Genomic DNA, 24725 nt, shown 5'->3' on the forward strand with positions numbered 1-24725 from the left:
CGCACGGTGGGGCGCTGCGCGACCGGGCGGGCCGGCTGCACCGGGGCGATGGGCGCGGCGGGGGGCGTGGTGGGTGGGCTGGGTGGGGTGGGTGTGGCCTCTGTGGGGGGAGTGGCCGCTGTTGTGCTCGTGGTGCCTGGGGTACCTGGGGTGCTCGTGGTGCCTGTGGTGTCCGGTGTGGGGGTGGTTGGCGGCTGGGGTTCGGGTGTTGTGGCTGTCGTCGGTGTGGGGGGTTCCTCGGGGGCTGGGCGTCGCAGCGGGACCGTGCGCCGTGAGAGGGCTGTGCGGAGTGAGGCTGCCGTGCGGCGCGTGGACGTGGTGCGTGGTGGGTCGGGGGTCGGAGTGGCGGTGGGGGGCGGGGGTGCCGCCTGCGGTGTGGGCGCTTCCGGGGGTGTGGGGGGAGAGGCCGGCTCCGGGGTCGGTGCCGTCGTCGGAGGGGGCGGCTCGGGCGTCGGGCTCGTCGGGGTCTGGTCCGACCAGCCCAGGTACGTGCCGCAGTTGCCGCAGAAGTCGTCTGTCTCGCCGTTGGCCGTGCCGCACGCCGGGCAGGAGCGCATGCCGTCAGCCCTCTCGGTGGTCGGGTCGGCCGGGGAGGAGTTCGACCCGGCAGGTGAGGTGGACGGGGCAGGACGCCCTGACGATGTCGAGGACCTGGGTCTCGGTCACGGGGGCGGGGGAGGTGCGCAAGGGGCGTACGCGTACCAGTAGTTCGCCGGAGGGGGGCGGGGGAAGCTCGCCGTTCGGCTCCGTCGACCAGGTCGCGCCGCCGCCGTCGATGATCTCCGCCTCCACACCCAGGCGCAGCCGGAGGCTTTCGGCGAGGCCGCGGCGGGTGCCGCGCCAGCGGTGGAGTTCGACCGCGCGCGCGACGACGGCCCGGCGCAGTTCGTCGGGCTGGTCCGGGCCGGTCCCGATGCCCACCCAGGAGGAGAGCCAGTCCACGAAGTCGGCCGGGGCGAGGCCCGGGTCGAAGTAGGCCGGGAGGTTGTCCAGGGTGGAGAGGACGGGGGCCAGGACGGTGTCGAGGCCGGCCGTGAAGCGCTGGGCCAGGTCGTCGTCCGCGTACAGCGCGGGCAGCAGTTCGCCGATCGGGTAGCGGCTCGCGAGGCCGGGTACAGCCGCTCTGGTCATGCCGGGCCCTCCGCTCCGGCCGGGGTGACCACGACCTGGTGCTGGTGGGAGAAGACCAGGGCGTTGCCGGCCACGTCGACGCGGTCGACCGGTGCGCCGCGCCGGCCGGTGATCGGGTCGGCCGGGAAGAGCCGGACCTCCTCCACCAGGCCGACGCCCGGCACGCGTTGCAGTACGGCGAAGACCTCCCCGTACTGCACGGGCCTGCCGAACGGCCAGCCCGCGCCGTCCGTTCCGCCGCGCAGCGGGTTGAGGTGGCGGAAGAGCGCGGCGAGCGCCTCCTCGCGTACGCGGTCCGCCTCGCCGGCCGCCGCGACGAGCCGGGCGACCACCGTGATGCCCTGGTAGGCGGGCGGTTCCACGACGAGGCGGGTGCCGACCAGCCGCCGTTCGTCGAGCCGGGCGGTGATCGCGGAGAGCACCTGTTCGGACGGGATCAGCTGCTCGAACCGCAGCCGGTCGCCCTCGTCGGCCACCGCGTCGGGCACGACCAGGACGCGTACCGCGCCGGCCTCACCGGCGACGGCGGGCAGACAGCGCACCCGCCTGACCGAGGGGGCGGCCTGGGCCGCGATGATCTCGTAGTCCTCGGCCGTGACGGCGCGTTCCTGGACGCGCAGCACGTTCGGCGCCCGGAGCTTGGCGTTCTCCACCGTCTCGCCGTCGACCCCGCCGCCGGCCGCTTCCCGGTTCTCGACGCGGGCCACGTACGGCACCGAGCTGCGCAGTACGGAGATCGCGCCCCGGGCGACGTTTCCGGCGCGGCCGCCGCCCGTGCGGTAGCGGGGGATGCGCAGGTGCGCGCCCTTCCCGGGGACGGCGCCGTAGGTGCGCATCGTGCCGTCGGGTTCGCGCACGGCGGGCGGGAAGGCGAACTCGCCGGAGGTGGCGTCGATGCGCACATGCCGGTCGCCGGGGGCGGAGGCGCCGAAGTGCTCGACCGCCGTCCACGTCTCCCAGCCCTCGGCGGTGGACACCTCGACGGCCGGCGGTTCGCCGTCCAGCAGGATGGGCGGCCGGCTCACCGAGAACCGCTGCCCGGCGACCCCTTCGGAGACGCCGAGGGGGACGTCGTTGACGGTCTCGGCGTGCTCCACCGTCGCCGTACCGCCGACGGTGAACACCTCCGCCTCGCGGATCGTCGGCGACTCGGAGTAGAACGGCTGGCCCGCCTCCGCCGCGACGACCCGGCAGCGCAGCCAGCCCGCCCGGGTGCCCGCGACCACGGACGCGGTGTGTCCGGCCGGGACGAACACGATGACCTCGCCGGGCCGGTTCAGCCCGCCCGTACCGTCCGCGCCCGTCGCGCACCGGACCCACCGGGCGCCGTCCCAGGCCTCCCAGACCAGCGGCGGCTGCCGGGGGTCGACGCCCACGCCCTCCACCCGGCTGTCCAGCCGTACGGCGACGATGCAGCGGGGTACGGCGGTGGGCAGGCCGAACAGCATCGCGTCGCCGGGCGCGGGCGACGCCTGGAAGCAGGGGATGTCCGTACCGGCGGAGAGCAGGGCCGTGCGGTCGGTCTGCTCACCCGACGCGGGTGCGGTGACCAGCCGTTCCAGCGCGCTGGGCACGATGGGCAGGTCCTGGGCGGTGGAGAACACCACCGCCTCCTCCGTCTCGGCGCGCGCGGTCGCGACCTCCGTCCCGGCCCGCAGCAGCACGGTCTCGGGCTGCGGCGCCGAGAGCCAGAAGTCCACCTCGGCGGTGGCGGCGGACGGCGGGAAGAGGGTGACGCCGAGCAGGTCCAGGAAGGCGGCGTAGTTCTTCTCCGGCACCCGGTTCAGGCGGTAGAGCAGCTGGTCGACCATGAAGGCGAACGTCTCGATCAGCGTGACGCCGGGGTCCGAGACGTTGTGGTCGGTCCACTCGGGGGAGCGCTGCTGGACGTACCGCTTGGCCTCGTCCACGAGTTGCTGGAAGCGCCGGTCGTCCAGGTTGGGGGAGGGCAGTGCCATCAGCTCACTCCTGCGTCTTCCGTGCCCTCGGAGGGGATCGTGTAGAAGGGAAAGACGAGGTTGCGCAGGTCGTTCGTGGAGCGCACGGTGTAGCGGACATCGATGTAGAGGGTGCCCTCGTCGACCCGGTCGAACGCGATCACGACCTCGGATACCTCGATGCGCGGCTCCCAGCGCTCCAGGGAGACCCGGACCTCGTGGGCGATACGTCCCGCGGTGGCCCCGTCGCCGGGCGCGAAGACGTAGTCGTGGATGCCGCAGCCGAACTCCGGCCGCATCGGGCGCTCGCCCGGCGCGGTGCCGAGGATCAGCCGCATCGCCTCCTCGATCTCCTGGTCGCGCTCGACCATGCCGATGCCGCCCGTGGGCGAGACCCGCAGCGGGAATCCCCAGCCCCGGCCGATGAACTTCCCGCTCACAGCGGGCCCCCGATCAGGACGTTGGGCGCACCGGTCAGGATCGCGGCCCCGCAGGTGGTGGTGTCGCGCATCCGGGCGGCCGGGAGTCCGCCGATCAGGACCGCGCCGGTGAGCGCGGCGGCGGGGTTGGGCATGATCACGTTGCCCGGTCCGAGCGCGGCGTGCGGCGGAACCACGCAGACGTGCAGGCTCCCGGTGACGGCCGCGGGCCGGCCGCCGATCAGCACGGTGGCGACCGCGACGGCGCCGGGGGGCGGGGTGCCGATGACACCGCCGTGGACGGTGGAGTCGCCGGTGCGGGCTGCGGGGGGCATCGTTGCTGCTCCTTGCTCGGAGAGGGCGGGGTCGGTGGCCGGAACCACGGAACGGGGTCGTCGGGTACGTCAGTTGATGCGGATCAGCTTGGCCTTGAGGACCGCGAGCAGGCCGCCGTCCACGGTGACCTGCGCCTTGCCGTTGATGTTGACCGAGCGGCCGGTCACGTTCACCTCACCGGTCCCCGCGTCGAGCGTGATGCCCTTGGAGGAAAGCCGGACGGAGCTGAGCGTGCGCCGGCCGCCGGCGCCGGACACCCGCAGGTCGATCCGGTTGCGCCGCTGGTCGAGGGTGACCTCCAGGCACTTGTCGCCGCTGGCCAGCCGTACGCCGGACAGCCCGCGCGGGGAGTCCAGCAGCTCGACCCGGTTGCCCGAACGGGAGACCAGGGAACGGCGGTTGACCTTGCCGCTCGCCCGGTCGACGAGCGGGACGTCGTGCGGCGAGGGCCGGTCCACACCGTTGTACAGCCCGCCGATCACGTACGGGCTGTCCAGCAGGCCCTGTTCGAAGCCCACCAGCACCTCGTCGTTGACCTCGGGGCTGAACACCCCGCCGCCGCCCTGGCCGCCCCACTGCACGGTCCGCACCCAGTCGGTGACGTAGGTGTCGTCGAGCCAGGGGAACTTCAGCCGCACCCAGCCGCGTTCCTCCCGGCCCTCGCGGATGTCGGTGACGATCCCGATCGCGAGACCGGGGATGCGCGGGCCGCGCGAGGGAGCGTTGGCGCCGGTGGCGAGCCCGGACAGGGAGCGGTCGGTGGCGGCGCTGACGATGACGGTCGTGCGGTAGCCGCCGTGCGGCTCCAGGACGTGATGGGCGGCCGTCGCGGTGTAGCGGCCGGAGAACGCGGGCCCGACGTTGGCCAGGGCGACCGGCTTCCCGGCCCGGAGCCGGGGGTTGCCCTCCGCCACGGCCTCGATCTCGCCGAAGCCCGAACTCACCGACGCGGCCACCGATCCCGCCACGGCCCTGGCCTCGGCCTGGGTGCGGTACGGGGTGTCGGTCACCGTGAGCTTGCTGGCCGGGCCGAACACGCGGCCGGCCACCGACGGGCTCATCCCCGGCGTGACGGTCGTGCTGCGGACCGACGGGTGCCGCGCCACCAGCGGGGTCTTGGTCTTCACGTCCCAGCCGCGCACCTCGACGTTGTCCGCCCCGTCCGCCCCCGTCAGCACGGAGCGCAGCGCCAGCAGATTCCGTCCGTACTCCAGGACCATCGGGTTCCGGTCGGCGGACGAGGTGGGCGCCGGTGCCGAGGACGCCGGCTCGGGCTTCACGAACTGGAGCAGCCCCTTCTCGTCGACCCGCACCAGAGCCCCGCTCTCCTCCGCGAGGAACTGGAGGAACTCCCAGTCCGACACATTGGCCTGGGTGAGCTGGGTGTACGTGATCGGCGCGGCCTCGACCCTCCCGCAGGAGAGCCCGGCCCCGGCGGCGACCTTGCGGACGATGTCGGCGGTCCGCATGTTGCGGAAGGCCACCACCTTCCGGCCCCGCTGGAGGCGGTGGGCCTTGGAGGACGCCCGTACGACGGTGAAGGAGCCGGTCGTGTCGGTGTCCAGCTCGACGGCGGTCACCTCGCCGGTGAACAGCCGCTCCCGGGCCTGCCCCTGCACGGTGGCCACCGAGATCTTCAGCGGGGTGCCGAGTGTGATGCCGGTCGCGGTGAGCAGTTCGTGGTTCGGGTCGCGGTAGGTGAGCAGGGCCGTGTCGGGCAGCCGGACGCTCTCGTCCACGACACAGCTCACCAGCTGGGCGGCCCAGACCTGGGGGAGTTCGCCGGGGGCCTCGACGATGGGATCGGCCGCGAACGACCTGCCGCCGGTGGTCATCGGGGGTCCTCCAGTGCGGACGGGGGCGTGACGGGGTCTTCGGTGGCGGGGACGATCAGCTCGGTGCCGGGCACGAGCACCATCGGGTCGTCGATGTCGTTGGCCTCCGCGATCGTGCGCCAGGCGGTGGCGTCGCCGTACTCCTGCCAGGCCAGCAGCGGCAGGCTGTCCCCCGCGACGACCTGATGGGTGCGGCGCGCCTCGCGTGAACCGGAGGTGGGGTTCTGCCCGGCCGGATCGACGCTCGCCTCCTCGATGGACAGGGAACAGGTCGCCCGCAGCGGCTTCCCGTCCACGTCGAAGAGGGTGTACGAGACGGAGAGGTTGGACAGCACCCCGTCGAAGGACGTCGTGCGCGAGGTACCCCAGTCGAAGCGCACCCACGGGCTCGCGGGCGTCTTGCGCGCCAGGCTGCTCGGAGTGGGGACGCAGGCCAGCATCAGCTGTTCGACGGCCTTCTCCACGGAGTTGTCGTGGGTGGCCGTGGCGTCGAGGAAGACCTCCAGCGACAGCGAGCGCGGCCCGCTGCCGACGAACTCGGGCAGCGCGGACTGCCCCGCCATCCGGGACGGGGTCCGCCGCCACTCGGTGGTCTTGCTCAGCGAGAGCTTCGCGGGGTTGAACTGGAGGGTGAGCCGGGCCAGGCTGCCGCCCGGCCGGGCGCCGACCGTCGCCGGCGGTTCCATGATGGTCAGCTGGGCGCGGGCGCGGCTGGTACGGGCTCCGGATGCCATCCCGTCTCCTCCTCTCTGCTGCTGCTGCTGGTGGTGGTGCTGGTGGTGGTGTCTGTGCCGGTCAGGACGGGAGCAGGCCCTCGTGCGCGATCTCCAGCGTCTCGATCGCGGCCTGTGAGTTGGCGGGGTCGAACGACGGACCCTGCCAGCGGACCGGCACGATGCCGAGCACCTGCCAGCTGATGATCCGGCTGAGGTCCGGCTTCAGTGCGACGATCTCGCCGTCCTTGGGCTCGACCCGCTGGATGATCTCGTTCAGCCAGCGGGCGATCTTCGTGGTGTCGGCGGTGACGGGCCTGGTCAGCGTGATGTTGGTCCAGGTGATCCGGCCCGGCAGCTGCCAGGCGAAGCCGTTGTTGCCGCCCTCGGCGTACTGCTCCATCTCCACCTCGGCACCGAGCCCGGAGCAGGTGTGGAACGCGCCCAGGTCGTTGCCTCCGATGACGAGCTTGAAGAACACGCTGGTCGCGAAGATGTTGTCCGTCATCCGTTTTCTCTCCCTTGCCTCTCCCCACCTCTTTCGTCCCTGCCGTCCGGACCGCCGTCAGCGGCGACCGTCGTACAGCCGCCCGGTCCGTTCCCGTCCCCGGCGCAGATCGGCCCGCAGCAGCCGGCTGACCGGGTCGAGCAGGCGCCGGGCCAGTTCCTCGATGTCGGGTCCGGCGGGTGCGGGTTGAGGGGCCGGTGCGGGGGCCGCCGGTGTCTGCTGGGGCCGGGGCGAGGCCGCGCGTACGGGCACGCCTCCGGGGACCCCGGCGTTCGTCGCCGCCCGCTGGACGGCCTGCGCCTGGGCGGCGCCGTGGGGCGACGGCGATGCGGTGTTCGGGAGCGGTGGTGCGGTGGTGGCGTGGCCGGGCGCGGGGGCTCTCTGCGCGACGCGTACGGACAGCTCCGGTACGGCCGGGGGCGGCGGGGGTGCGCTCAACCCGGGTGCGGGGAGCGTCGGTTGGGACGCGTCTGAGAGCGGCAGCCGCTGGATGGGCGCCACGGGGGTGCCGGAGGATGCTCCCGCGCTCCGGAAGCCCGGGGCGGGGGGCGACGGGTTGAGTCGTACGACGGGGACGCGGGGTGTGGCGGTCGGCGGGGTGGGTGTGGCGCCTGTGGTGGGTGCTGTGGGTGCTGTGGGTGCTGTTGGTGTTGTGGGTGTGGCGAGGCCCGGGGGCGCCGTCCGCTGGACGACGGGGCGGATGCTCCGGAGGGCCGGGGGTGTCGCGGCTGTCGCCGGGGTGCTCGGGGTGGTGCCGGCTGTGCCGCGCGGGGGCGTCGTGCCGCCCCGGACGGCGGAACGCTGTACGGGAGCGGGCGAGGCGTGACGTGTCTGCCGGCCGCCCCCGGGCACGGGGCCCGTCGCCGCTTCCGTCGGCCGCGAGGGCGTGGTCCCCGGGGCCGGGGCGTCGCGCCGCCACCTGGCGGCCACGACGGGACGTGACGTTGCCGGGGCGGGGGCCGCGGTTCCGGAGAAGCCTTCCGCCGCACCCGTGTTGACGCTGAGCGGGCGGTCCGCCAGGAGGGAGCGCGAGCGCTGGATGAGAGCGAGTTCCGTACGGGGCTCGGCGCCGGCGGGGGCGCTGGTCGCCGGGGTCCGCCGGGGTGTCTCGATGGGTCGGATGCGTACGGGAGCCGGGCGCTCGCCGGTCGGGCGAGGCGGCGCGGGAGTGCTGGGCGCGGGTGATCCGGTTGACGTCGCGCGCTGGACGACGGGCGCGGGAGCGGGCGTTGGCGTGGAAGCGGGCGTGGGCGTGGGCGTCGCTCCGGCGCGTACCGGCATCGCGGGAGCGTCCGGGCCCGGAGCGGGTGCGGACGGTTGGGTCGGCGCCTCGGCGTCGGCAGGGCGCGGTGACGGGGACGCGGGCTGCGAGGCGGGCGCGGTGGACGGCGTGCGCCGCTGCACCTGGGCCGGGTGGCCGAGCAGTGGCGCGTTGCCTGCCGGGGCGGCGGTGGGCGGCAGCGCCGTGAGCGGCATGCCGATGCCGCCGCGCGCCCGTGCCCGGGCGGCCGGAGTGCTTGGTGCGGGCCGCTGCGGGGCCTTCGGCGTCTGGGGCGTGGGTGATGCGGGCGATGCAGGTGAGGCGGCAGATGGGGCAGACGGATTCGGTGCGGTCGGTGCGGTCGGCGGGGTTGCCGGCGCGGCCGAGGGCTGCCGTTGCAGTACGGGCAGGGCGGCCTCGGCGGCCGGTGCCGGTGCGGGGGCCGGTCCGGTGGGCTGCGGGAACGGCTCCGCGTCGGCGGGCAGTTCACGCAGAGGCGCGCCCAGCGCCGGGCGTACCGTCTCGGGCGCGCTCGCCTTCGCCCTCTCCGGTGCTGTGGGGCGGTCGGTGCTGCTGCGCTGCACGGCAGGGGTGTTGTCCGTGCCCCCGCGCGGAGTTGCTTCGGGCACGGGTACGGACACGGTGGCGCGGGCGCCGGTGGACGGGACGGCCGCGAGCGTACGCGGCTGCATCGCCGGCCGCCGGGCCACGATCAGTGACGGTCGCACCGCGTGCGGACGTACGGCGGCGGGCCGCGCCGAAGGGCGTACGGCCTCCGGAGCGGGAGCCGCAGCCGGTCCAGCCGGTCCCGATGTGACAGGTGCGGCAGGTGCGGCGGCAGCCCTCTGTACGGGAGCTGCCCTGGAGCCGGCCCGCGAGGGTGGCGTGGCGTTCTCGGTGCGGCCGGTGCCCGTCGGGCGTGCGGCGGCCGGGCCGGGCTGCGCCGGTGCCGGGGCAGGCGTCGAGGCCGGGGCGGCGGACCGTACCGGCAGCGGAGCCGACGAAGCGCTGGGCGCGGTCGGGGCGGAAGGGGTGGCCACAGGGCCCTGGCGGGTCGTGGAGGCACCGCCGTCCGGACGGGCCGCGCGCGCGGCGAGGCGTCCACCGGCGTCGGCTTGCCCACCAGCCGCCGTATGCGTGCCGGTGCCAGAGCCAGAGCCGGTCCTCGTCCCGGACCGCTGGACGGTCAGGTCCTCGGAGCTCCGTACCGTCGGCTCGTCCGAACCCGAACCCAGCACGGCCCGTTGTACCGGCGGCAGGTCGGCCCCGCTCGCCGGGCCCGCATTACGGGGCCGGGGCGCGGCGGCCGGGGCGCTGCCGGATCCCGACCGCGCCCCGGACCGCGATGCCGATGCCGACCCTGACCCTGACCCTGACCCCGTGCCCGGTCCCGGCTCCACCGCCGGCCCCGGCTCAGTCTCCGTATCGCCCCCCGCCCGCACCGCACGCAGCAGCAGTGGGCTGCCGGGTGCCGCGGGGCGGGCGGTCGCCGGGCGGGTGACGCCGTGGATCAGGCCCACCGGCGCCGACGGCATCACCGCGTGGCCCAGTTCGCCGCCGAACGCGGGGTTCTGCCAGGACGCGAGGCCCGAGCGGAACCGCAGCCCGTCGCTCACGCCGATCGACGACCGCGCCACCGTCACGGCCGGCGGCGCCACCCGGCGCCAGCCGCCGTCCCAGTCACCGGGCCCCGAGGTGTCGGGTCCCGAGGTGCCGGCCGGCAGCGGTTCGGCGGGTGCGACCGCCCCGGACGGGGCGGATTCCCCGGCCGGCCGCTGTCCCCTGCGGAACCAGTCCCCGAGCCCCACGCGTTCACCCGCCTTCGTTGACGCGGGTGTTGATCCGCGCTATCTCCCGTACCCACTGCTGACGTTCGCCGTGGGTGAGGTCGAGAATGTCCTCACGCTGCCAATGGAAGTGATAGGCGACGTACGCGATCTCCTCCCGCAGCCGGGGGAGCGCGTACGTCACGATTCCCCCAGGCGCCCACCCGAGAGGTCCACCTCGAACGAGCCGTGGCACAACGGGCAGGTCACCGCCGCATGCGTGTGGCCCTCGCTGTTGATCCGCCGGTAGAAGTCCTGGAGGAACGCCACGTCGGTGGCGTACATCCGCTCGACGACCCCGGCGTGCACGTCCGTGATGGTGCCGAGCTGGGTGATCACCTGGCTCAGCAGCACCACGCTCAGATACGCCGGGTTCTCCTTGACCCGCAGGTCGATCTGCGGGCGCAGCTCGTCGCGGGCCGTCGCCAGCCGCATCGAGCCGCGCCGGTGCAGGGTGCCGTCGTCGTCGACGTAACCGCGCGGCAGCTCGAACTCGAACTCGGTGCGCAGCTCCTGGGCGGCCGGCCGGTTCTGCGCGGGCGGCGGCGCGGGGGCCGCCTCCCGCTCGGTGGACGCCAGAGTGTCGAGTACCTCGTCCAGCCCGCCGGCCGTGACCGTCCTGCGCCTCATTCGACCACGATCTCCTCGAAGGTGATGGTCACGCTCTCGGTGGCGGCGCTGGACTCGCCGGCCTTGAGGGACGGGCCCTCCCACTTGCTGGCCCAGCCCTGCATCAGCTGGATGCGGCGCACGGTCTCACCGGTCGAGTCCTTGATCTCGATCGTGAGGTTCTGGCGCGCGGTGTCCACGGCGCCGTTGTTCAGCGTTTCCTTGATCCACTTGGTGAACTCGCTGCTCTTGTCGAGTCCCCGCGTGATCGTCACCTCGCCGGCCTGGCGGGCGCCGGGCTGCTTGCGGATGATCTGCTTGCCCTCCGCCGTGACCTGGCGGACCTCGACGACTTCCTCCTCGACGGTCAGTCCGCTGATCTCCTGGACGGACTCGACGAGATAGCCGCCCAGCTGGACGCCGAAGACGTGGGTGGAAAGAGCATCGCCCTCTGCCATGACTGAATGTCACCTTTTCTTTCGCGGAAAACCTGAGGCGGAGATGGGGGAGCGACCGCGTGGGTCACTCGTCGACGAGGCTCGTGCTGTCCGAGAACTGCGCCAGGCGGAACACCACGAACTCGGCGGGCTTCACCGGGGAGACCCCGATCTCGCAGACGACCCGGCCGAGGTCGATCGACTCCTGCGGGTTGTTGTCCCGGTCGCACTTCACGTAGAACGCCTCCTCCGCCGTCCGGCCGAAGAGCGCGCCCCGGCGCCATTCCTCGGTGAGGAAGGCGGTGACGTTGCGGCGGATGCTGGACCACAGGCGGTCGTCGTTGGGCTCGAAGACGACCCACTGGGTGCCCAGGAGGATCGACTCCTCCAGGTAATTGAAGAGCCGCCGGACGTTGAGGTAGCGCCAGGCCGGGTCGGAGGACAGGGTCCGCGCGCCCCAGATCCGGATGCCGCGCCCGGGGAAGGCCCGTACGCAGTTGACGCCGATCGGGTTGAGCAGGTCCTGCTCGCCCTTGCTGAGGCGGAGTTCGAGGTCCACCGCACCGCGGATGACCTCGTTGGCGGGAGCCTTGTGCACGCCCCGCTCGCCGTCGCTGCGCGCCCACACACCGGAGACATGGCCGCTCGGCGGGACCAGCTCGTTGCGGCCGGTCGCCGGGTCGAAGACCTTGACCCAGGGGTAGTACACGGTCGCGTAGCGGGAGTCGAAGCCGGCGTCGTCGTTGCGCCAGGTGCGGACCCGCTGGGCGTTCAGGCCCGGCGGGGTGTCCAGGACGGCCACCCGGTCGCCCATCTGCTCGCAGTGCGAGATGACGGCGAGCTGCACGGTCTTGACGCCCTCGGCGTCGATGTCGCCGCGCTGGTAGGCGCTCATCAGGTCCGGCACCGCGACCATGGTGATCTCGTCGATCGACTCCAGGCCCGCGAATCCGGTGCGGGCCGCCGCGTCACCGACGTACTCGGCGGCGTCGAGCGTCGCGACGCCGTTCCCGGGGGCCGGTGCGGAGGCGGTGGCCGTGGCGAGGGCCACGCTCTGCGCGGTCGGGCGGCTCTGGGCGACGCCCGGCTGCTCGGTGACCTCGATGAGCTTGGAGTCGCGGGTCTGGGTGACCAGATAGCCCTTGACGTTCTTACGGGTGGAGGCGTCGTAGGTCTCCACCACCTTGCTGCCCTGGCGGACCAGCAGCCGGAACTTGTCCTCCGGCGGGTTCTCGCCCTCGGGTTCGGCGATCTCCACCGAGATCTCGCCGCTCACCCCGGGGCGGGCCGAGATCAGGAAGCCGCCGAGCGCGGCGGGCGCCGGTGCCTGCGCCACGGCGTCCTGTCCGGAGCCCTGCGCGGGGCCGCCGATGCGGACGATGTAGGCGGTGCCACCGCCGTTGGCGAAGTAGCCGTAGACCGCGTGCGTCAGATACGTACCGGCCGTGAAGGACCCGAACGTCTGGACGTACTGGTCCCAGTTGGTGACCAGGGTCGGCTCATGAAACGGTCCGGACTCGGCGAAGCCGACGAAGGCCGCCACGGCGGTGCCGACTCCCTCGATCGGCCGCGCTCCGGACTGCACCTCCTCCACGTACACGCCCGGGGTGAGGTACGACGGCATACTCGCTCCTTCAGCTGGCCACTCGGTCGCCGTCCAGTCCACACCGCCGTACGGCCCGGCAGTAGGTCCCAAGGTCCCCGACCAGGGGCAACATCGCTGCCTTCCCGGGCACCCGCGCCGACCTGCGGGACAGCCCGGACGAAGAGCCCTGGCCTGTCTTCGAACTCCCCTCTGCCGGGCGACGAGGGGAGTTCGAAGACAGGCCCTAGGCCGTGTCCGCGCTCCGCAGCCCGCTCAGCCAGGGCCCGAACTCGCTCTCCAGCAGCAGCCGTCCGAGCTTCCGGTACTCCTGGAGCACGGCCGTGACGATCTGCTCCATGCCGAGCGGCCGTCCGGTCTCCGCCGCCAGATAGGCCGCCGTCACCGCGCATGCCCGGATCGATCCGCCCGCCAGCTCGAACCGCCGGGCGCAGAAGTCCAGATCGAGTCCGGCGTCGCGCGGCATCTCCGGCCCCAGACAGCGGTCCCACAGCGCGAGCCGCTGGGCGACGTCCGGCATCGGGAACTCCGCGACCACGTCGAGCCGCCGGGTGAACGCCTCGTCCAGGTTGGCCCGCAGATTGGTCGTCAGTACGGCGATCCCGTCGAAGGACTCCATGCGCTGGAGCAGATACGCGGACTCCACGTTCGCGTGCCGGTCGTGCGCGTCCTTGACCTGCGAGCGCTTCCCGAAGATCGCGTCCGCCTCGTCGAACAGCAGGATGCCGTTGACCTCGGACGCCTCGGCGAAGATCCGCTCCAGGTTCTTCTCGGTCTCGCCGATGTACTTGTCCACCACGGTGGACAGGTCCACGACGTAGAGCTCCATGCCCAGTTCGGCGGCCACCACTTCGGCGGACATCGTCTTGCCCGTGCCGGACTCCCCGGCGAACAGGGCGATCACGCCCCGGCCCCGGCCGCCGCCCGGCCGCATCCGCCAGTTGCCGAGGACCTGTTCGCGGTGGCGGGCCCGCAGCGCGAGTTCGCCCAGCTGGCGACGGGTGGGCGGGGGCAGCACCAGGTCGTCCCAGCCGACCGCGGGCTCGATGCGGCGGGCGAGCCGTTCGAGACCGGCGCCGTTCTGGGCGCGGACGGCGGCGCGCAGGTCGTGGGCCCGCAGGGGCCGCCCCTCCAGCACGGCCGTACGGGTGGCGACGGCGGCCGCCTTGCGTACCTGCTCCGCGTCGAGCCGGTACGAGGCCATCGCCTCCTCCAGCTCCCCGTCCGGGAGTTCGTACGCGTCCGGCCCGGCGCCGAGGGACCGGCCGGCGGTGGCGAGCGCCCACCGCCACCGTTCGGTCCGCAGCTCCGGCGGGGGCGGCGGGACGGCCACCGCCACCGGGCTCTCGCCGGCCCACAGCGGGTCCCAGCCCTTGGTGCCGTACGTGATCAGGGGCGCGGCCCCGCCGACGGCGGCGCACAGGTCGCGCAGCAGCCGGACGCGGCCGGGGTGCGCCGGGTCGAGCGCTTCGAGCGGGCCGAGCACGACGCCGCCGCCGCTCAGCCGGGCCTCCGTCGCCAGGGTCCGGACGGCCCGGCCCGGGGCGGGGTCGGCGACGAGTGCGGCCACGTCCACCACGAGGGCGCGGCGGCCGGTGGCGGTGAGCGCGTCGATGGCCAGTCTGCCGGGGTCGCCGCCCCGGTCCAGGAGGTGGACGAGTCCGCTGCCCGTTGTGGCGGCTGCGGCGATCCGGTCCGTCCGCTCGGTGTCGGCCGCGGGCTGCGGACCGCCCACGGAGACCAGCCAGTGCAGGCTGCCGTCGATCTCGTCGTCCCCCAGGAGGTGGGCGGTGATCCGGTCCGGGACCTTCAGCACCCGGGTGAGCAGTGGCCGTTCGGTCTCGGTGACTTCGAGGAGCCCGCCGGCGACGAGCGGCGCCGACGGGGAGAGCCGGAAGCGCGCGGGGCCCGCCATGGGCTGCCCGCACAGCTCCAGGGCCAGCTGCACGGTGGGCCTGCGGCGGGTCAGATCGTCGTTGAGATAGCCGTAGAGCGGCTCGAAGCGGGCGTCGATGTCGGGCGCCAGGGCGACGAGCAGCAGCTCGACGTCCAGCGGCGCCAGCCCGAACGCCCGTGCCAGCCCGGCGATCCGGCTGCCCGCCGGCGGCTCGGGTGCCGGCTCCTGCACGGGCTCCGCGCGCTCCTCGTCGGTGGCCGCGGCGGGCGTACGCAGGATGCGCTCGGCGCCCTCGGGGGTGAGGTACTGGCCCCGGTACGGGTCGTCCGGGTCCGGATCGACGGCCCGGCGGGCGGCCACGGCGTCCCGGACCCGCCGCTCGACGAGTGCGAGCCGCAGCCACAGGTGGGCGAGGCCGGCCGGGTCGGCGGCGGGCGGCGGCTCATGGCCGGTTCCGTCGGCGGCGGGCGGCCGTTCGTGGAGGTCCTGGGGCTGTTCGCGGAGGTCCTGGCGCTGGGGCATGGGGGCGTGGGGATCCTGGGGTGTCGTGGAGCGGAGGTGCGAGGGGTGCGAGGGCGTCGCGGGGCGGACGTCCTGGGGCGTCACCGGGCCGTGCCGCCGCGTCGGCGCCGAGCCGTCGGATGCAGCCGCTCGCGGGTGCCGGCGAAGCCGTCGGCACCGGGATCCGTGGCGCCGGTGTAGCGCAGCCGGCGCCCCGCGTCCCCGTCGCTCCCGCCGTCGACGGCGGGAGCGGACCGCACGACGAGGCCCTCGGTGACCGGCGGCCCGGCGGGCGTCCGTTCACCGGCCAGGGGCGCCGAGACCCGCAGCGCGACGGAGGCCTTCAGCTCGCCGCCCAGCGCCGACCACACGTCCGAGGCCGACGGCCCGTCCATCCCGGGCGCTGCCGCCTCCAGGCCGACCGCGAGGCCGAGTTCGGCCAGCGAACCCGTACACATCCGGGCGGGCAGCACATCGGCGCGGATCAGACAGCGGAGCACCTCCGAGAGCAGGCGGTGCTCGTCCTGCGGGCGGTTGGTCCAGGCGGTGATCAGATACGTCAGCTCGAACCAGCGGGGCGGGGTGCGCCAGCCGACGATCACCCCGTCCGCGTCGTGCTCCTCCGCCGTGCCGGTACGGCGCCTGCTGACGTCCTCGCGGATGTCGTGGAGGAACACACTGATCGTCGGGGCGTTGCGCCGGGCCGACCAGTCGCGGGTGGGCGCGTCGAAGACCAGCTCCACCCCGCTCTCCTCCAGACCGGCCTCCACGAGCAGCAGCCGCAGCCCCTCGTCGACCTCGTGGATCACCGGCGGCCCACTTCGTCCGGCGGCCCGATGCTGCCTGTCACCACCAGGAACGGGGTGGTCACCGGGCTGAACCCGGGGCCCTTCGCGGTGATCGTGCGCGGGCCCGTCTGGTCCTTGACCAGGATCAGCAGCTGCGCGATGAACGTCCGCGCCGAACCGGCCACGGCCGGTGGGGCCGTGGCGGTGATCCCCGGCTTCCAGGTGAGCGTCACCGGGGCGCCGGGCGGGAAGTCCTTGCCCCGGACCGAGGTGACGAATCCGGGCTTGCCGACGGCCGGAACGGCGATGATCTTCGGCTGAAGGATGCGCAGCGGCACCCGCACGGCGTTGTCCTTCGGATCGGCGTCGGTGCCGGTCGTGGTCAGCTTCCCGTCGATCGTGGTCCGCAGCGCCTTGTCCGGCCGCAGGACGACCCGTACGACCGATGTCGCTCCCGGTGCCAGGTCGCCCAGGGCGCAGACCCCGGCGGAGCAGCCCGCGGGCAGCGGGTCTGCGGGAATCGCGGCGGGCAGCCCGAGCCGCAGCCGCAACCCGGTGGCCAGGGCGTTGCGCCCGTTGCGGACGGTGTACGTCACCACGACCCGGCCGCCTACGTAACCGGGGCTGGGCTGCGCGACGATCCGCAGAGCGGGCCCGGCCTCAGGAGCCGGTGCGGGCGCGGGAGGCGCGGGCGCGGGCGGCGGGGGCTTCGGCACGGACGTGACGGTCGGGGTCGGCGTCGGTGTCGGGTCGGGCGTCGGCGGAGCGGGGGCGTCCTGGACCGGGACGACGGTCACGGCCGCGTTGTCGGTCGGGGTGGGGTCGACGACGGCCCCGGAGACGGACCAGCCGATCTCCTGGTCGCCCGTCGTCACGCCGGTCAGCTCGGCGGTCACCTCGATGCTCGCGCCCGGGGCGAGCACCCCGAGGTCGCAGGTCGGGGAGGCGTCCCCGCAGCTGCCGGCCGGTGTGGTCATCCGGTCCACGCGCACCCCGGGCGGGGCGGCGACGGTGAAGGTGGTCCCGGGCGAGGGCGAGGGGCCCCGGTTGGTGACCGTGACCGTCAGGGGCGTGGTGGTCCCGACCGTCAGGGGCGGTGCGGTGGGCGGCGCGGTCACCGAGAGGTCGACCGACTGCTGGTAGGCAGGCTCCTTCTGGCGTCCGGGCAGCCGCTTGGTGATCGGCGTCAGGACCCCGGTCGAGAGGTCCAGCGTGTTCAGCTTCTCCCGCGAGTTCGCCGGGAGTTCGCGGCGCGAGCTGAGCACCAGGTGGCTGCCGTCCGGGGACCAGGCCACGTCGCGCGGCTGGAACGGGCCGGACGCGGAGGTGTCGGGCAGCTCCCGGCCGCACGCACCCGGGTCCTGCCGCAGTCCGGTGGGCAGCACGACCTGGCAGCCGCCGTCCGTCAGCGAGGCCAGCAGGACGCCGGAGCGCTCGTTGACCCTGCCGCCGCCGTCCTTGCGGTTGAACGCGACGGTGCGGCCGTCGGGGGAGAACGCCGGGCTGTCGTCGATCACCTGGCAGCCCGCCGGGCAGAGCGTGGCGCTGAGGTCCTGCTGCCGGGTGAGGTCGTCCACGGAGGCGGTCCAGACGTGCTTGTTGCCGCCGTTGCCGTCGATCGTCAGATTGCGGGTGAACGCGATCGTCGTGCCGTCCGACGACCAGGTCGGCTGTGCGTCGCCGCCCGCCGCCTGACCTGCGGGCGGACGGATCTCGTCCACGATCGCGCCGGTGGCCGCGTCCGCGATCAGGATGCGGCCCGGCCCGGACGCCTGGCCCACCCCGCCGGGCGAGGTCCGGGTGAAGGCGAGCCGGGTGCCGTCCGGCGAGAAGGTGGGGTCGGTGTCCCAGTCGCGCTCGCCGCGCCCGGCCAGCGGCATCGCGGCGGCGTTCGAGCCGTCGGCGTCGACCAGCCAGATCCGTTCGATGCGCCCGGCGTCGGTGTCCTCGAAGCGGGTCACCACGATGCGCCGGCCGTCCGGCGTGTAGTTCTGCCGCTCGGTCCAGGGGTCGAAGCCCTCCCCGGGGTTGAACAGCGGGTCGGCCGACGGGTCGGTGTAGCTGTCCGCCGCCGGGTCCTCCTTCAGGATGCTCAGGCCCAGGTCCCGGGGGTCGGAGCCGTCCGGCCGCACGTCCTGGAGCGTCGCCAGGTGCCGGGCCGGGGCGCTCGTCCGCGCGACGACGACGGAGCCGGTGTCCGGACCGCCCAGCCAGACCGGATCGGTCACCGAACGGTCCTCGGCCAGCACATCCTGCGGCTGGTCCTGCGAGTTGTACGGCGCCCGGTAGACGTTGTCGAACGTGGTGCACCCGCAGGGCAGGTCCGGGCTGAGGAAGAGGATCGCGTCGCCGCCCGGCAGCCAGGACGCCGCGCTGGTGCGCCAGCCGGCCGCGCCGCCGTTCAGGAACGGCTCGTCCCGGCCCGCTCCGTCCGTCACCCGCAGCCGGGGACCGGTCTCGGCGTCCGCCTGGAGCGTGTACGCGATCAGGGCGCGGTGGGCGTCGTCGTCGACCGGGTTCCAGGACGGCTCGGTCGCGTCACCGGCCGCCGGGTCGGTGAGCGCGGTCGCCGGTCCGCCGTCGAGGGGCCGGGTGTAGATCCGCCAGCGGCCTGCGGGGTCCGCGTCGCCGGAGTAGGCGATCCGCCCGCCGTCCGGCGAGAACGTCGCGCACTCCTCGTTGGCCGGGGTGTCGGTCAGCCTGCGCAGCCCCGTGCCGTCGGTGCCGACGGCCCACAGGTCCCGCTGCTTCCCGGCCCCGGCGATGCCGGGCTCGGCCGAGTCGAAGACCACGGTCCGTCCGTCCGGGGAGAGTTCGGGGTGCGAGGCGTCCCGGCCGGTGGTCAGCTTCCGTACGGAACCGTCGGCCTCGCGCAGATAGACCTGCGGCTGTGCCTCGTCCCGCAGGCTGGTGAAGACGAGACGGTCGCCCCGGGCGGAGGGGTCCGTGTCGAAGTGGGCGGGCCCGGCGCCGAAGAGCGGGTCGCTCTGCTGCGGTCCCGTCACCCGGCCCAGGCTGCGGTGTTCCGTACCGGCGTAGGCGATCCGCCCGGTGTCGGCCAGGGGGGTCCCGGCGTCCGCCGGGGCGGCGGCGGCCCGGGTGACGCCGCCCGGGGCGGACCCGGAGACCGCCACCAGCAGCGGCACCAACAGCACCACAGCTCCCGTCAGTCTGCCCAGCCGGGAGTTCCCGGCGGGACCAGCGGTGCCGATCACGGTCCACCTCGCAGTCGTACTTCATGGCTCCGGGGCGTGTCGCCCCAGGGCCCCCAGCTCCATCAGCCTCGCGTGCGTGCGGAGGGAAGAACAGGCCGGTAGTACCCCGAGCGGGGGAAGGTGCCGCTGCCCTTTGCGGCCGCGGCACCTCCCCGTACGTTCACTTCCCGGGTGCCCGCACGGACGGGGCGGGCCCGGCGGGCCGGCTCACACCGGCCCGGTGGTGGTTGTCATATGAGGCCGTTGCGCATCGCGTAGCCGACGGCGTGCGCACGGTTGCGAAGCTGTAAACGCGTCGCGACCTCGTGCAGCACGTTCTTGACCGTGCGCTCCGAGTACGACGTCTTCAACGCGATCTCGGCGGTGTCGAAGCCCTCCGACACCAGCTTGAGCATGTCGGCCTCCCGGGTCGTCAGGGTGGAGAGGGTGAGGCCCCGGGGGTCGAGGACGGTCCGCTGGAGGCTGCTGACATGGTCGAGGAGCTTGCCGAGGAGGTCACCCGGCAGGACACCCTCCCCGTTGGCCATCGCCGTGACCAGGTGCACCAGCCGGTCCTGGTCTGCCTCGGCGCGCCGCAGCACGGCGGCCACCCCGCACTCGATCATCGTCTGCAGCGTGCCGGACTCGAAGAACCCGACGACCAGGCCGGTACGGGTCGCGGTGTTGCGCTGAAGCCGGTGCAGGAGCTGGACCGTTGAGTCGTCGACCACGTCCACGACCACCAGGGACGCCTGGGCCCGCTCGGCGTCCGACTCGTCGAGCAGCTCCACCTCCGGCCGCTGGCGCAGTTGCTGGACGACCCCGGCGTGCAGGATCAGGTCCCCCGCGTACACGGCGACGGAGACCCGCCCGCCGGGATGCGACGGGGCGGCGGGAGCGGTCCTGGTGGGGCGGGCGGAGGCGGAGTGGGGTGCGCGGTGCTGCCTCGGTGGCGCCTGGGGGCGCGTCGTTTCGGTCGGTGCCATCGTTCACTGTCCGTTTCGTTCCGTTTCATCCGGCGGAGGGTGGGTGAGGGTGGGGTGGATCCCGCCGGAGCCGTTCACGGCGCGCGGGCCGCGGCCGGATACGCGAGGGCAGCGCGGCGGTGTGCCACCGGGGCACTGCCCTTGCCCGGCCGTTGCCCTCCCGTCTCTGCTGGTGCGGTGGCCCGCTGGCCTAGCGTCGGAGCGTGACCACATCTGCCGAACTCGAATTCCCCACCGTGACGGTGTCGCCCGGAGGTGAGGCGACCACCACCCTGACCGTGCGCAACGACAGCGACATCGTCGAGGCGTACGCGCTGGAGGTGGTCGGCGACTGCGCCGCGTGGAGCACCGTCGAGCCGGCGCGTGTCTCGCTGTACCCCGGCACCTCCGAAGTGGTGACCGTCAAGCTCGCCCCGCCCCGGTCCCACGAGGTCCGCGCAGGGGAGATACCGCTGGGCGTCAAGGTGCTGCCGGCGGAACACCCCGAACTGGTCGATGTCCGCGAGACCACGGTGACGGTGGCCGCCTTCGCCGAGCTGCGCCGGGAGCTGGAGCCCCGCCGCCGGCGCGGCTGGCTGGCCGCCCGCTACCGCATCGCCGCGCAGAACCTCGGCAATACGCCGGTCGATGTGGCGTTCGCCGGGCAACAGGCCGGTGAGGAGATCCGGTTCGGGATCACCCCCGCCCAACGCCGCCTGGAACCGGGCGAGTCGGCCGAGGTGCGCCTGCGGGTGCGCACCCGCAAGCCGATCTGGTTCGGCCAGCCGGTGACCTGGCCCTTCGAGGTGTCGGCCGCCCCGAAGGACGATGCCGCGCCCGAGGCGCAGCCGGGTGTCCCGGGAGGGCAGGACGAACGGCTGCCCGGTGAATTCGTCCAACTGCCCATCCTGCCGCGCTGGCTGCTGGTGGTTCTCGCCGCGCTGCTCGCGCTGCTGATCGCCTGGTTCGCGCTGGTCCGCCCGGCGGTACGCAGCACGGCGAAGCAGGCCGCCACCGACGCGGCGCAGGAGGAGAAGCAGCGCGAGGCCGCGAAGCCGGACACCGGCCAGGGCACGCAGGACGGAAAGGGTGAGCAGCCCGGCGGCCCCGAGGACAAGGGCGGTCAGGACGGCGGCGGTTCGACGGGTTCCGGAGGCGGCAACGGCGGTCCCGGCGTCGTCGAGGGAAGCGGCCAGCAGAGCTCGGCCACGATCGACGTACAGACGGGCGGCGGCGCCGAGAAGGTGGGGACGTACAAGGTCCCGGACGGGAAGGTCTTCGCCATCACGGACCTGGTCGTCGCCAACTTCCAGGGCGACGAAGGGGTGGTGACCATCACCTTCGGCGAGCGCAAGATCACCACCATCGCGCTCGAGACGTTCCGCAACCAGGACTACCACTGGGTCACCCCCATTCAGATCCCCGAAAATGCCACCGTCACCGCTTCCGTGAACTGCCAGAAGCCCGGCACCCCCGCCACCGGAAAGCAGGCTTCCGAGTGCCACGAAGTGCTGAATGTGAGCGGCGAGCTCAGCGAACTCAAACCGTAGGAACGGCCGTGTCCGACCATGTGATTCCCATCTTTCGGATAGGAGAAGAGCAGATTCCGGGGCCAGGCCGGAACCGGCATGCCGGTGAAGGGGAACAGGTGTGCGCGATGTCACGCCGAAACGGACCCGGAAGCCCCTTCGGGTGCCCGACCGGACCCCGGCATCCGGCTGCCGTCTCCTTCCCTCGCCCCGTCGTCGCTGATCAGAGGGCCTGCACCGGGAGAGAGACCGGTGGGACGCCCTGCCCCCGGGCACGTGGGAACGCCGGTTCGGGGTGAGGCCTCCGGGCGGTCCGCCGCCCGATATATGGCTCGTTCTCGTCCATGTAGTAGAGGGCACGGACTCGAATGGCCCGGTTGAATTGGGGCGGACTCGGTTCCGTCCCCCACATCGGCCCGGGAGGGCGGCATATGCGTGCGCGAGGTTCGCAACGACGCGAGGAAGCCAACTCGGCGGAAGCGGCCGCCCAGCCCGCCCGGACGACGAGAACGCCGGAGCAATCACCGCCCCTTTCGGGCAGGTTGGCACCGCTCGGCCTCCAACGGACCGTGGGCAACAGCGCGGTCGTACGGATGGTCCAGCGCTCCCGCCATCAGCACGGCGACGGCTGCGGCCATCCGCGCGACGAGGCGCCCGCCGTACAGCGCTCCGCGGTCCACGACGTGCTGCGCCGGCCGGGCACGCCCCTGGAGGAGCCGGTACGGCAGGAGATGGAGGGCCGGCTGGGGGCCGACTTCGGTGAGGTGCGCCTGCACACCGACAGCGCCGCCCGCGCCTCCGCCACCGAGATCGGCGCCCGCGCCTACACCTCCGGCAGCCATATCGTCATCGGGCCCGGCGGCGCCGACAAGCACACGCTCGCCCATGAGCTGACCCACGTCATCCAGCAGCGCAACGGCCCCGTCGCGGGGACCGACACGGGCGGCGGACTGCGGATCTCCGACCCGTCGGACGCGTACGAGAAGGCCGCCGAGGCCAACGCGACCCGGGTCATGCGGAGCACCGCGCCCACCGTGCGCGACGGCCACGCGGCGGACACGGCCACGGCGGCGGGGAGCGCCCGCACCGGGCAGATCCAGCGCTACACCGCACAGGACGACCCCGCGCTCGGCCGGGTCCATGTCACGGAGACCGGCCAGTTCGTCGTGGTGCCCGAGGACCAGGTGGTGTGGGTCCGCGACGACGTGCCGGCCGGGCAGCTCGCCGCCGCCCTGCGGTCCACCAACCAGCAGCAGGTGATCGGCGGCGGCACCTACAACGGCTACTGGCTCGGCGGCCCCATCCTTCTCGACTGCCTGCACGCCGCCGAGGAGATCATCAACAACCAGGTGGGCCGGCTGGAGTGGGGAGGCGGCGAGTACAGCACGATCGACACCCGCTTCCGGGGCGAGGACAGGGCCGAGGCGTTCGGCCAGGCGGACGCGACCAACCGCCGCCAGGCCCGCGGCTTCACCGGCGAACGCAACGAGGCCGCGAGCCCCCAGCCCGGCCAGGCCTTCGTGATCGTCGCGGCGAAGCCGGACAGCACGAAGGAGATGAGCCAGTTCCACGCCGCCGCGGTGGTGGCCAGGGACGGCCAGGACTGCGTGGTCCTGGAGGTCTGGTCCGACAACGGCAACCCCCCGGCCCAGGGCGCCGCCATGGCCGCCGTCTACACGGTCGACCACATGTCGGAGTCCTTCCACACCGCGTACGGCGGCGAGGGCGCGTACTTCGGCCAGGTCGGCCCGATCACGGTGGTGGTCCGGGCGCGGGGCTGACCGCGCCGGCGCGCGTGCGGCTGATGCAGAATGACGGCACATCATGTGCCGGACGGCAGCCGCACATCCGGGCTCGGGGCGACGGCGTACGACCGGGGGTCCGATGGCGCGCGGGAGCAGTACCGGACTGAAGGCCTGTACGGGGACGGCTGCGGCCCTTCTCCTGCTGGTGGCCGGCTGTGGTTCTCCGGGTGGTGACGAGCCGGATGCGCCCAAGGCGACTGCCGGCCGGGGCAGTCGGGGCAGTGAGGACATCGGCCGGCAGGAGAAGGCGGCGGACGGGCGGGACGCCCTGGCCGCGTACCGCGGCATGTGGGACGTCCAGGTCGAGGCCTACTCCTCCGGGAGCATGCCCCAGGAGAAGCCGGCCGCGTACACGACCGGTGACGCCACGGTGCAGATCACCGATGCCCTCACCTACTACAACCAGCAGGGCCTCGCCTTCGAGGGGAGGCCCGTGACGGACCCCGAGGTCTCCGGGGTGGACACCTCCTCCGCCGTCCACTCGGCCACGATCACCGACTGCGTCGACGTGACAGGCATCGTGGTGCGGCGTGCGACGGGCAAGCCCCTTCCCGCGACGAAGGACGACCGCCGGCCCTGGACGGCCAAGGCCATGGCGGGTTCGGGCGGGGCCGGGTGGCGGATCAGCGACTACACGATCGACAAGAACCACACCCGCTGAGAGCGGCGCCGAAGCGGACCTCGCCCGGGGCCGGCCGGGCAGGCAGTCCGGGCAGGCCGGTCGGGCAGGTCGAAGGAGGGGCTGCCGGTGCGGCGGGAAGCCGGGCACGCTGGGACCACCGAACGGTTCCCCTTCCCCTTCAGCTCCGAGGAGTTCTGCCATGGCACTGACCGCCGACCGGCCCACCACGAAGGACATGGCGAGCCCGCAGGCCACCGGCCGCCCGGACCTCGCGGTCCGCTCGCGGCTGGCCGCGCTCAACGCCTTCCTGATGAGCGGCCTGACCCTGTGGCTGGGCCTGGTCACGCTCAACAACATCAATGACTTCGGCACCAACAAGGCCCTGATCAGCTCCATGCTGACGATGAGCGACCTGGTGAAGGACCCGGTCCGGGGCAACGGCCTCGAGTGGCGGGCGATGCCCGAGTCGATGGCCACCCCGGCGCTGATCGGCGTCATCATCTACGAGGTGCTGATCGTGGCCCTGCTCGCCCGCGCCGCCTACGGGCTGGTGCGCCGGGCGCGCGGCGAGGACACCGGCATCGTCGTCACGCAGCGCGCGAACATCGCGCTGGGTGCGTTCGCCGGGCTGTTCCTGCTCTTCCTGTCGGGCGGCATGTTCTTCGGCTACTGGATCTACATCGGGGCCGCGCAGCAGGTCCACTTCACCGGTCTGATCATCGGTCTGCTGGCCGCGCTGCTGGTGAACCTGCCCTCGGTGACCGGCGCGCAGCAGGAACGCTGACGCCCCCGCCGCCCGCTTCCCCCCC

Annotated in this window: 20 protein-coding genes; 4 read left to right on the top strand and 16 right to left on the bottom strand. The window is 73.6% G+C overall.

The features are described 5' to 3' along the window. Window positions 1-561 precede the first annotated feature (561 nt). From RLT58_RS19940 to RLT58_RS20015, 16 genes are all read right to left on the bottom strand, one after another. A complete protein-coding gene (locus RLT58_RS19940) occupies window positions 562-1131 on the bottom strand; it encodes a phage tail protein (protein WP_311311731.1) in 570 nt (189 codons plus the stop codon). Continuing rightward, window positions 1128-3089, bottom strand: a complete 1962-nt coding sequence (locus tag RLT58_RS19945; RefSeq protein WP_311311732.1) for a putative baseplate assembly protein — start codon at window positions 3087-3089, stop codon at window positions 1128-1130. Before RLT58_RS19945 ends, RLT58_RS19940 begins: the two co-directional genes overlap by 4 nt. Continuing rightward, complete coding sequence (locus RLT58_RS19950) at window positions 3089-3508, bottom strand: gp25 family contractile injection system sheath assembly initiator (protein WP_311311733.1); 420 nt, start codon at window positions 3506-3508, stop codon at window positions 3089-3091. Before RLT58_RS19950 ends, RLT58_RS19945 begins: the two co-directional genes overlap by 1 nt. Then, the gene (locus RLT58_RS19955) at window positions 3505-3822 is read right to left on the bottom strand and encodes a PAAR domain-containing protein (RefSeq protein ID WP_311311734.1); all 318 of its coding nucleotides are present in this window, start codon (window positions 3820-3822) and stop codon (window positions 3505-3507) included. The genes RLT58_RS19950 and RLT58_RS19955 overlap by 4 nt, the downstream gene beginning before the upstream one ends. A 69-nt stretch (window positions 3823-3891) precedes the next feature. Next, entirely contained in the window at window positions 3892-5658 is a 1767-nt protein-coding gene (locus RLT58_RS19960) for a VgrG-related protein (protein WP_311311735.1), read from the bottom strand. Beyond that, window positions 5655-6392, bottom strand: coding sequence for a CIS tube protein (locus RLT58_RS19965; RefSeq protein ID WP_311311736.1), 738 nt, complete (start codon window positions 6390-6392; stop codon window positions 5655-5657). The genes RLT58_RS19960 and RLT58_RS19965 overlap by 4 nt, the downstream gene beginning before the upstream one ends. 61 nt (window positions 6393-6453) lie before the next feature. Then, entirely contained in the window at window positions 6454-6879 is a 426-nt protein-coding gene (locus tag RLT58_RS19970; protein WP_311311737.1) for a phage tail protein, read from the bottom strand. 57 nt (window positions 6880-6936) lie between these two features. Beyond that, window positions 6937-7317: a hypothetical protein gene (locus RLT58_RS19975; RefSeq protein ID WP_311311738.1), complete on the bottom strand. Its 381-nt coding sequence runs from the start codon at window positions 7315-7317 to the stop codon at window positions 6937-6939. A 2635-nt stretch (window positions 7318-9952) separates the two neighbouring features. Continuing rightward, window positions 9953-10111 (bottom strand): DUF6760 family protein, encoded by a 159-nt coding sequence (locus tag RLT58_RS19980; protein ID WP_003966147.1) that lies wholly within the window; start codon window positions 10109-10111, stop codon window positions 9953-9955. After that, entirely contained in the window at window positions 10108-10596 is a 489-nt protein-coding gene (locus RLT58_RS19985; RefSeq protein ID WP_311311739.1) for a hypothetical protein, read from the bottom strand. The genes RLT58_RS19980 and RLT58_RS19985 overlap by 4 nt, the downstream gene beginning before the upstream one ends. Then, window positions 10593-11033, bottom strand: coding sequence for a phage tail protein (locus tag RLT58_RS19990; protein ID WP_311311740.1), 441 nt, complete (start codon window positions 11031-11033; stop codon window positions 10593-10595). The genes RLT58_RS19985 and RLT58_RS19990 overlap by 4 nt, the downstream gene beginning before the upstream one ends. A 64-nt stretch (window positions 11034-11097) precedes the next feature. Continuing rightward, entirely contained in the window at window positions 11098-12636 is a 1539-nt protein-coding gene (locus RLT58_RS19995; protein WP_311311741.1) for a phage tail sheath family protein, read from the bottom strand. A 205-nt stretch (window positions 12637-12841) separates the two neighbouring features. Continuing rightward, window positions 12842-15034: an ATP-binding protein gene (locus RLT58_RS20000; RefSeq protein ID WP_311311742.1), complete on the bottom strand. Its 2193-nt coding sequence runs from the start codon at window positions 15032-15034 to the stop codon at window positions 12842-12844. Window positions 15035-15114: 80 nt separating this feature from the next. Beyond that, entirely contained in the window at window positions 15115-15822 is a 708-nt protein-coding gene (locus RLT58_RS20005) for a Pvc16 family protein (protein ID WP_311311743.1), read from the bottom strand. Further along, window positions 15819-19016 (bottom strand): hypothetical protein, encoded by a 3198-nt coding sequence (locus RLT58_RS20010; protein WP_311311744.1) that lies wholly within the window; start codon window positions 19014-19016, stop codon window positions 15819-15821. Before RLT58_RS20010 ends, RLT58_RS20005 begins: the two co-directional genes overlap by 4 nt. A 230-nt stretch (window positions 19017-19246) precedes the next feature. Beyond that, window positions 19247-19981 (bottom strand): helix-turn-helix transcriptional regulator, encoded by a 735-nt coding sequence (locus tag RLT58_RS20015; RefSeq protein ID WP_311311745.1) that lies wholly within the window; start codon window positions 19979-19981, stop codon window positions 19247-19249. 203 nt (window positions 19982-20184) lie between these two features. Here RLT58_RS20015 and RLT58_RS20020 point away from each other — a divergent pair, with 203 nt between their 5' ends. From RLT58_RS20020 to RLT58_RS20035, 4 genes are all read left to right on the top strand, one after another. Beyond that, window positions 20185-21510, top strand: coding sequence for a COG1470 family protein (locus RLT58_RS20020; protein WP_311311746.1), 1326 nt, complete (start codon window positions 20185-20187; stop codon window positions 21508-21510). A gap of 548 nt (window positions 21511-22058) precedes the next feature. Next, complete coding sequence (locus RLT58_RS36130) at window positions 22059-23270, top strand: eCIS core domain-containing protein (protein ID WP_399131655.1); 1212 nt, start codon at window positions 22059-22061, stop codon at window positions 23268-23270. Window positions 23271-23373: 103 nt separating this feature from the next. Beyond that, window positions 23374-23955: a hypothetical protein gene (locus RLT58_RS20030; protein WP_311311747.1), complete on the top strand. Its 582-nt coding sequence runs from the start codon at window positions 23374-23376 to the stop codon at window positions 23953-23955. Window positions 23956-24115: 160 nt separating this feature from the next. Next, on the top strand, window positions 24116-24700 hold the full coding sequence (locus RLT58_RS20035) for a DUF2165 family protein (protein WP_311311748.1): 585 nt from the start codon (window positions 24116-24118) through the stop codon (window positions 24698-24700). The last annotated feature ends 25 nt before the right edge of the window (window positions 24701-24725 follow it).

Origin of the sequence: Streptomyces sp. ITFR-16, from assembly GCF_031844705.1 — a bacterium.
Lineage (GTDB): Bacteria > Actinomycetota > Actinomycetes > Streptomycetales > Streptomycetaceae > Streptomyces.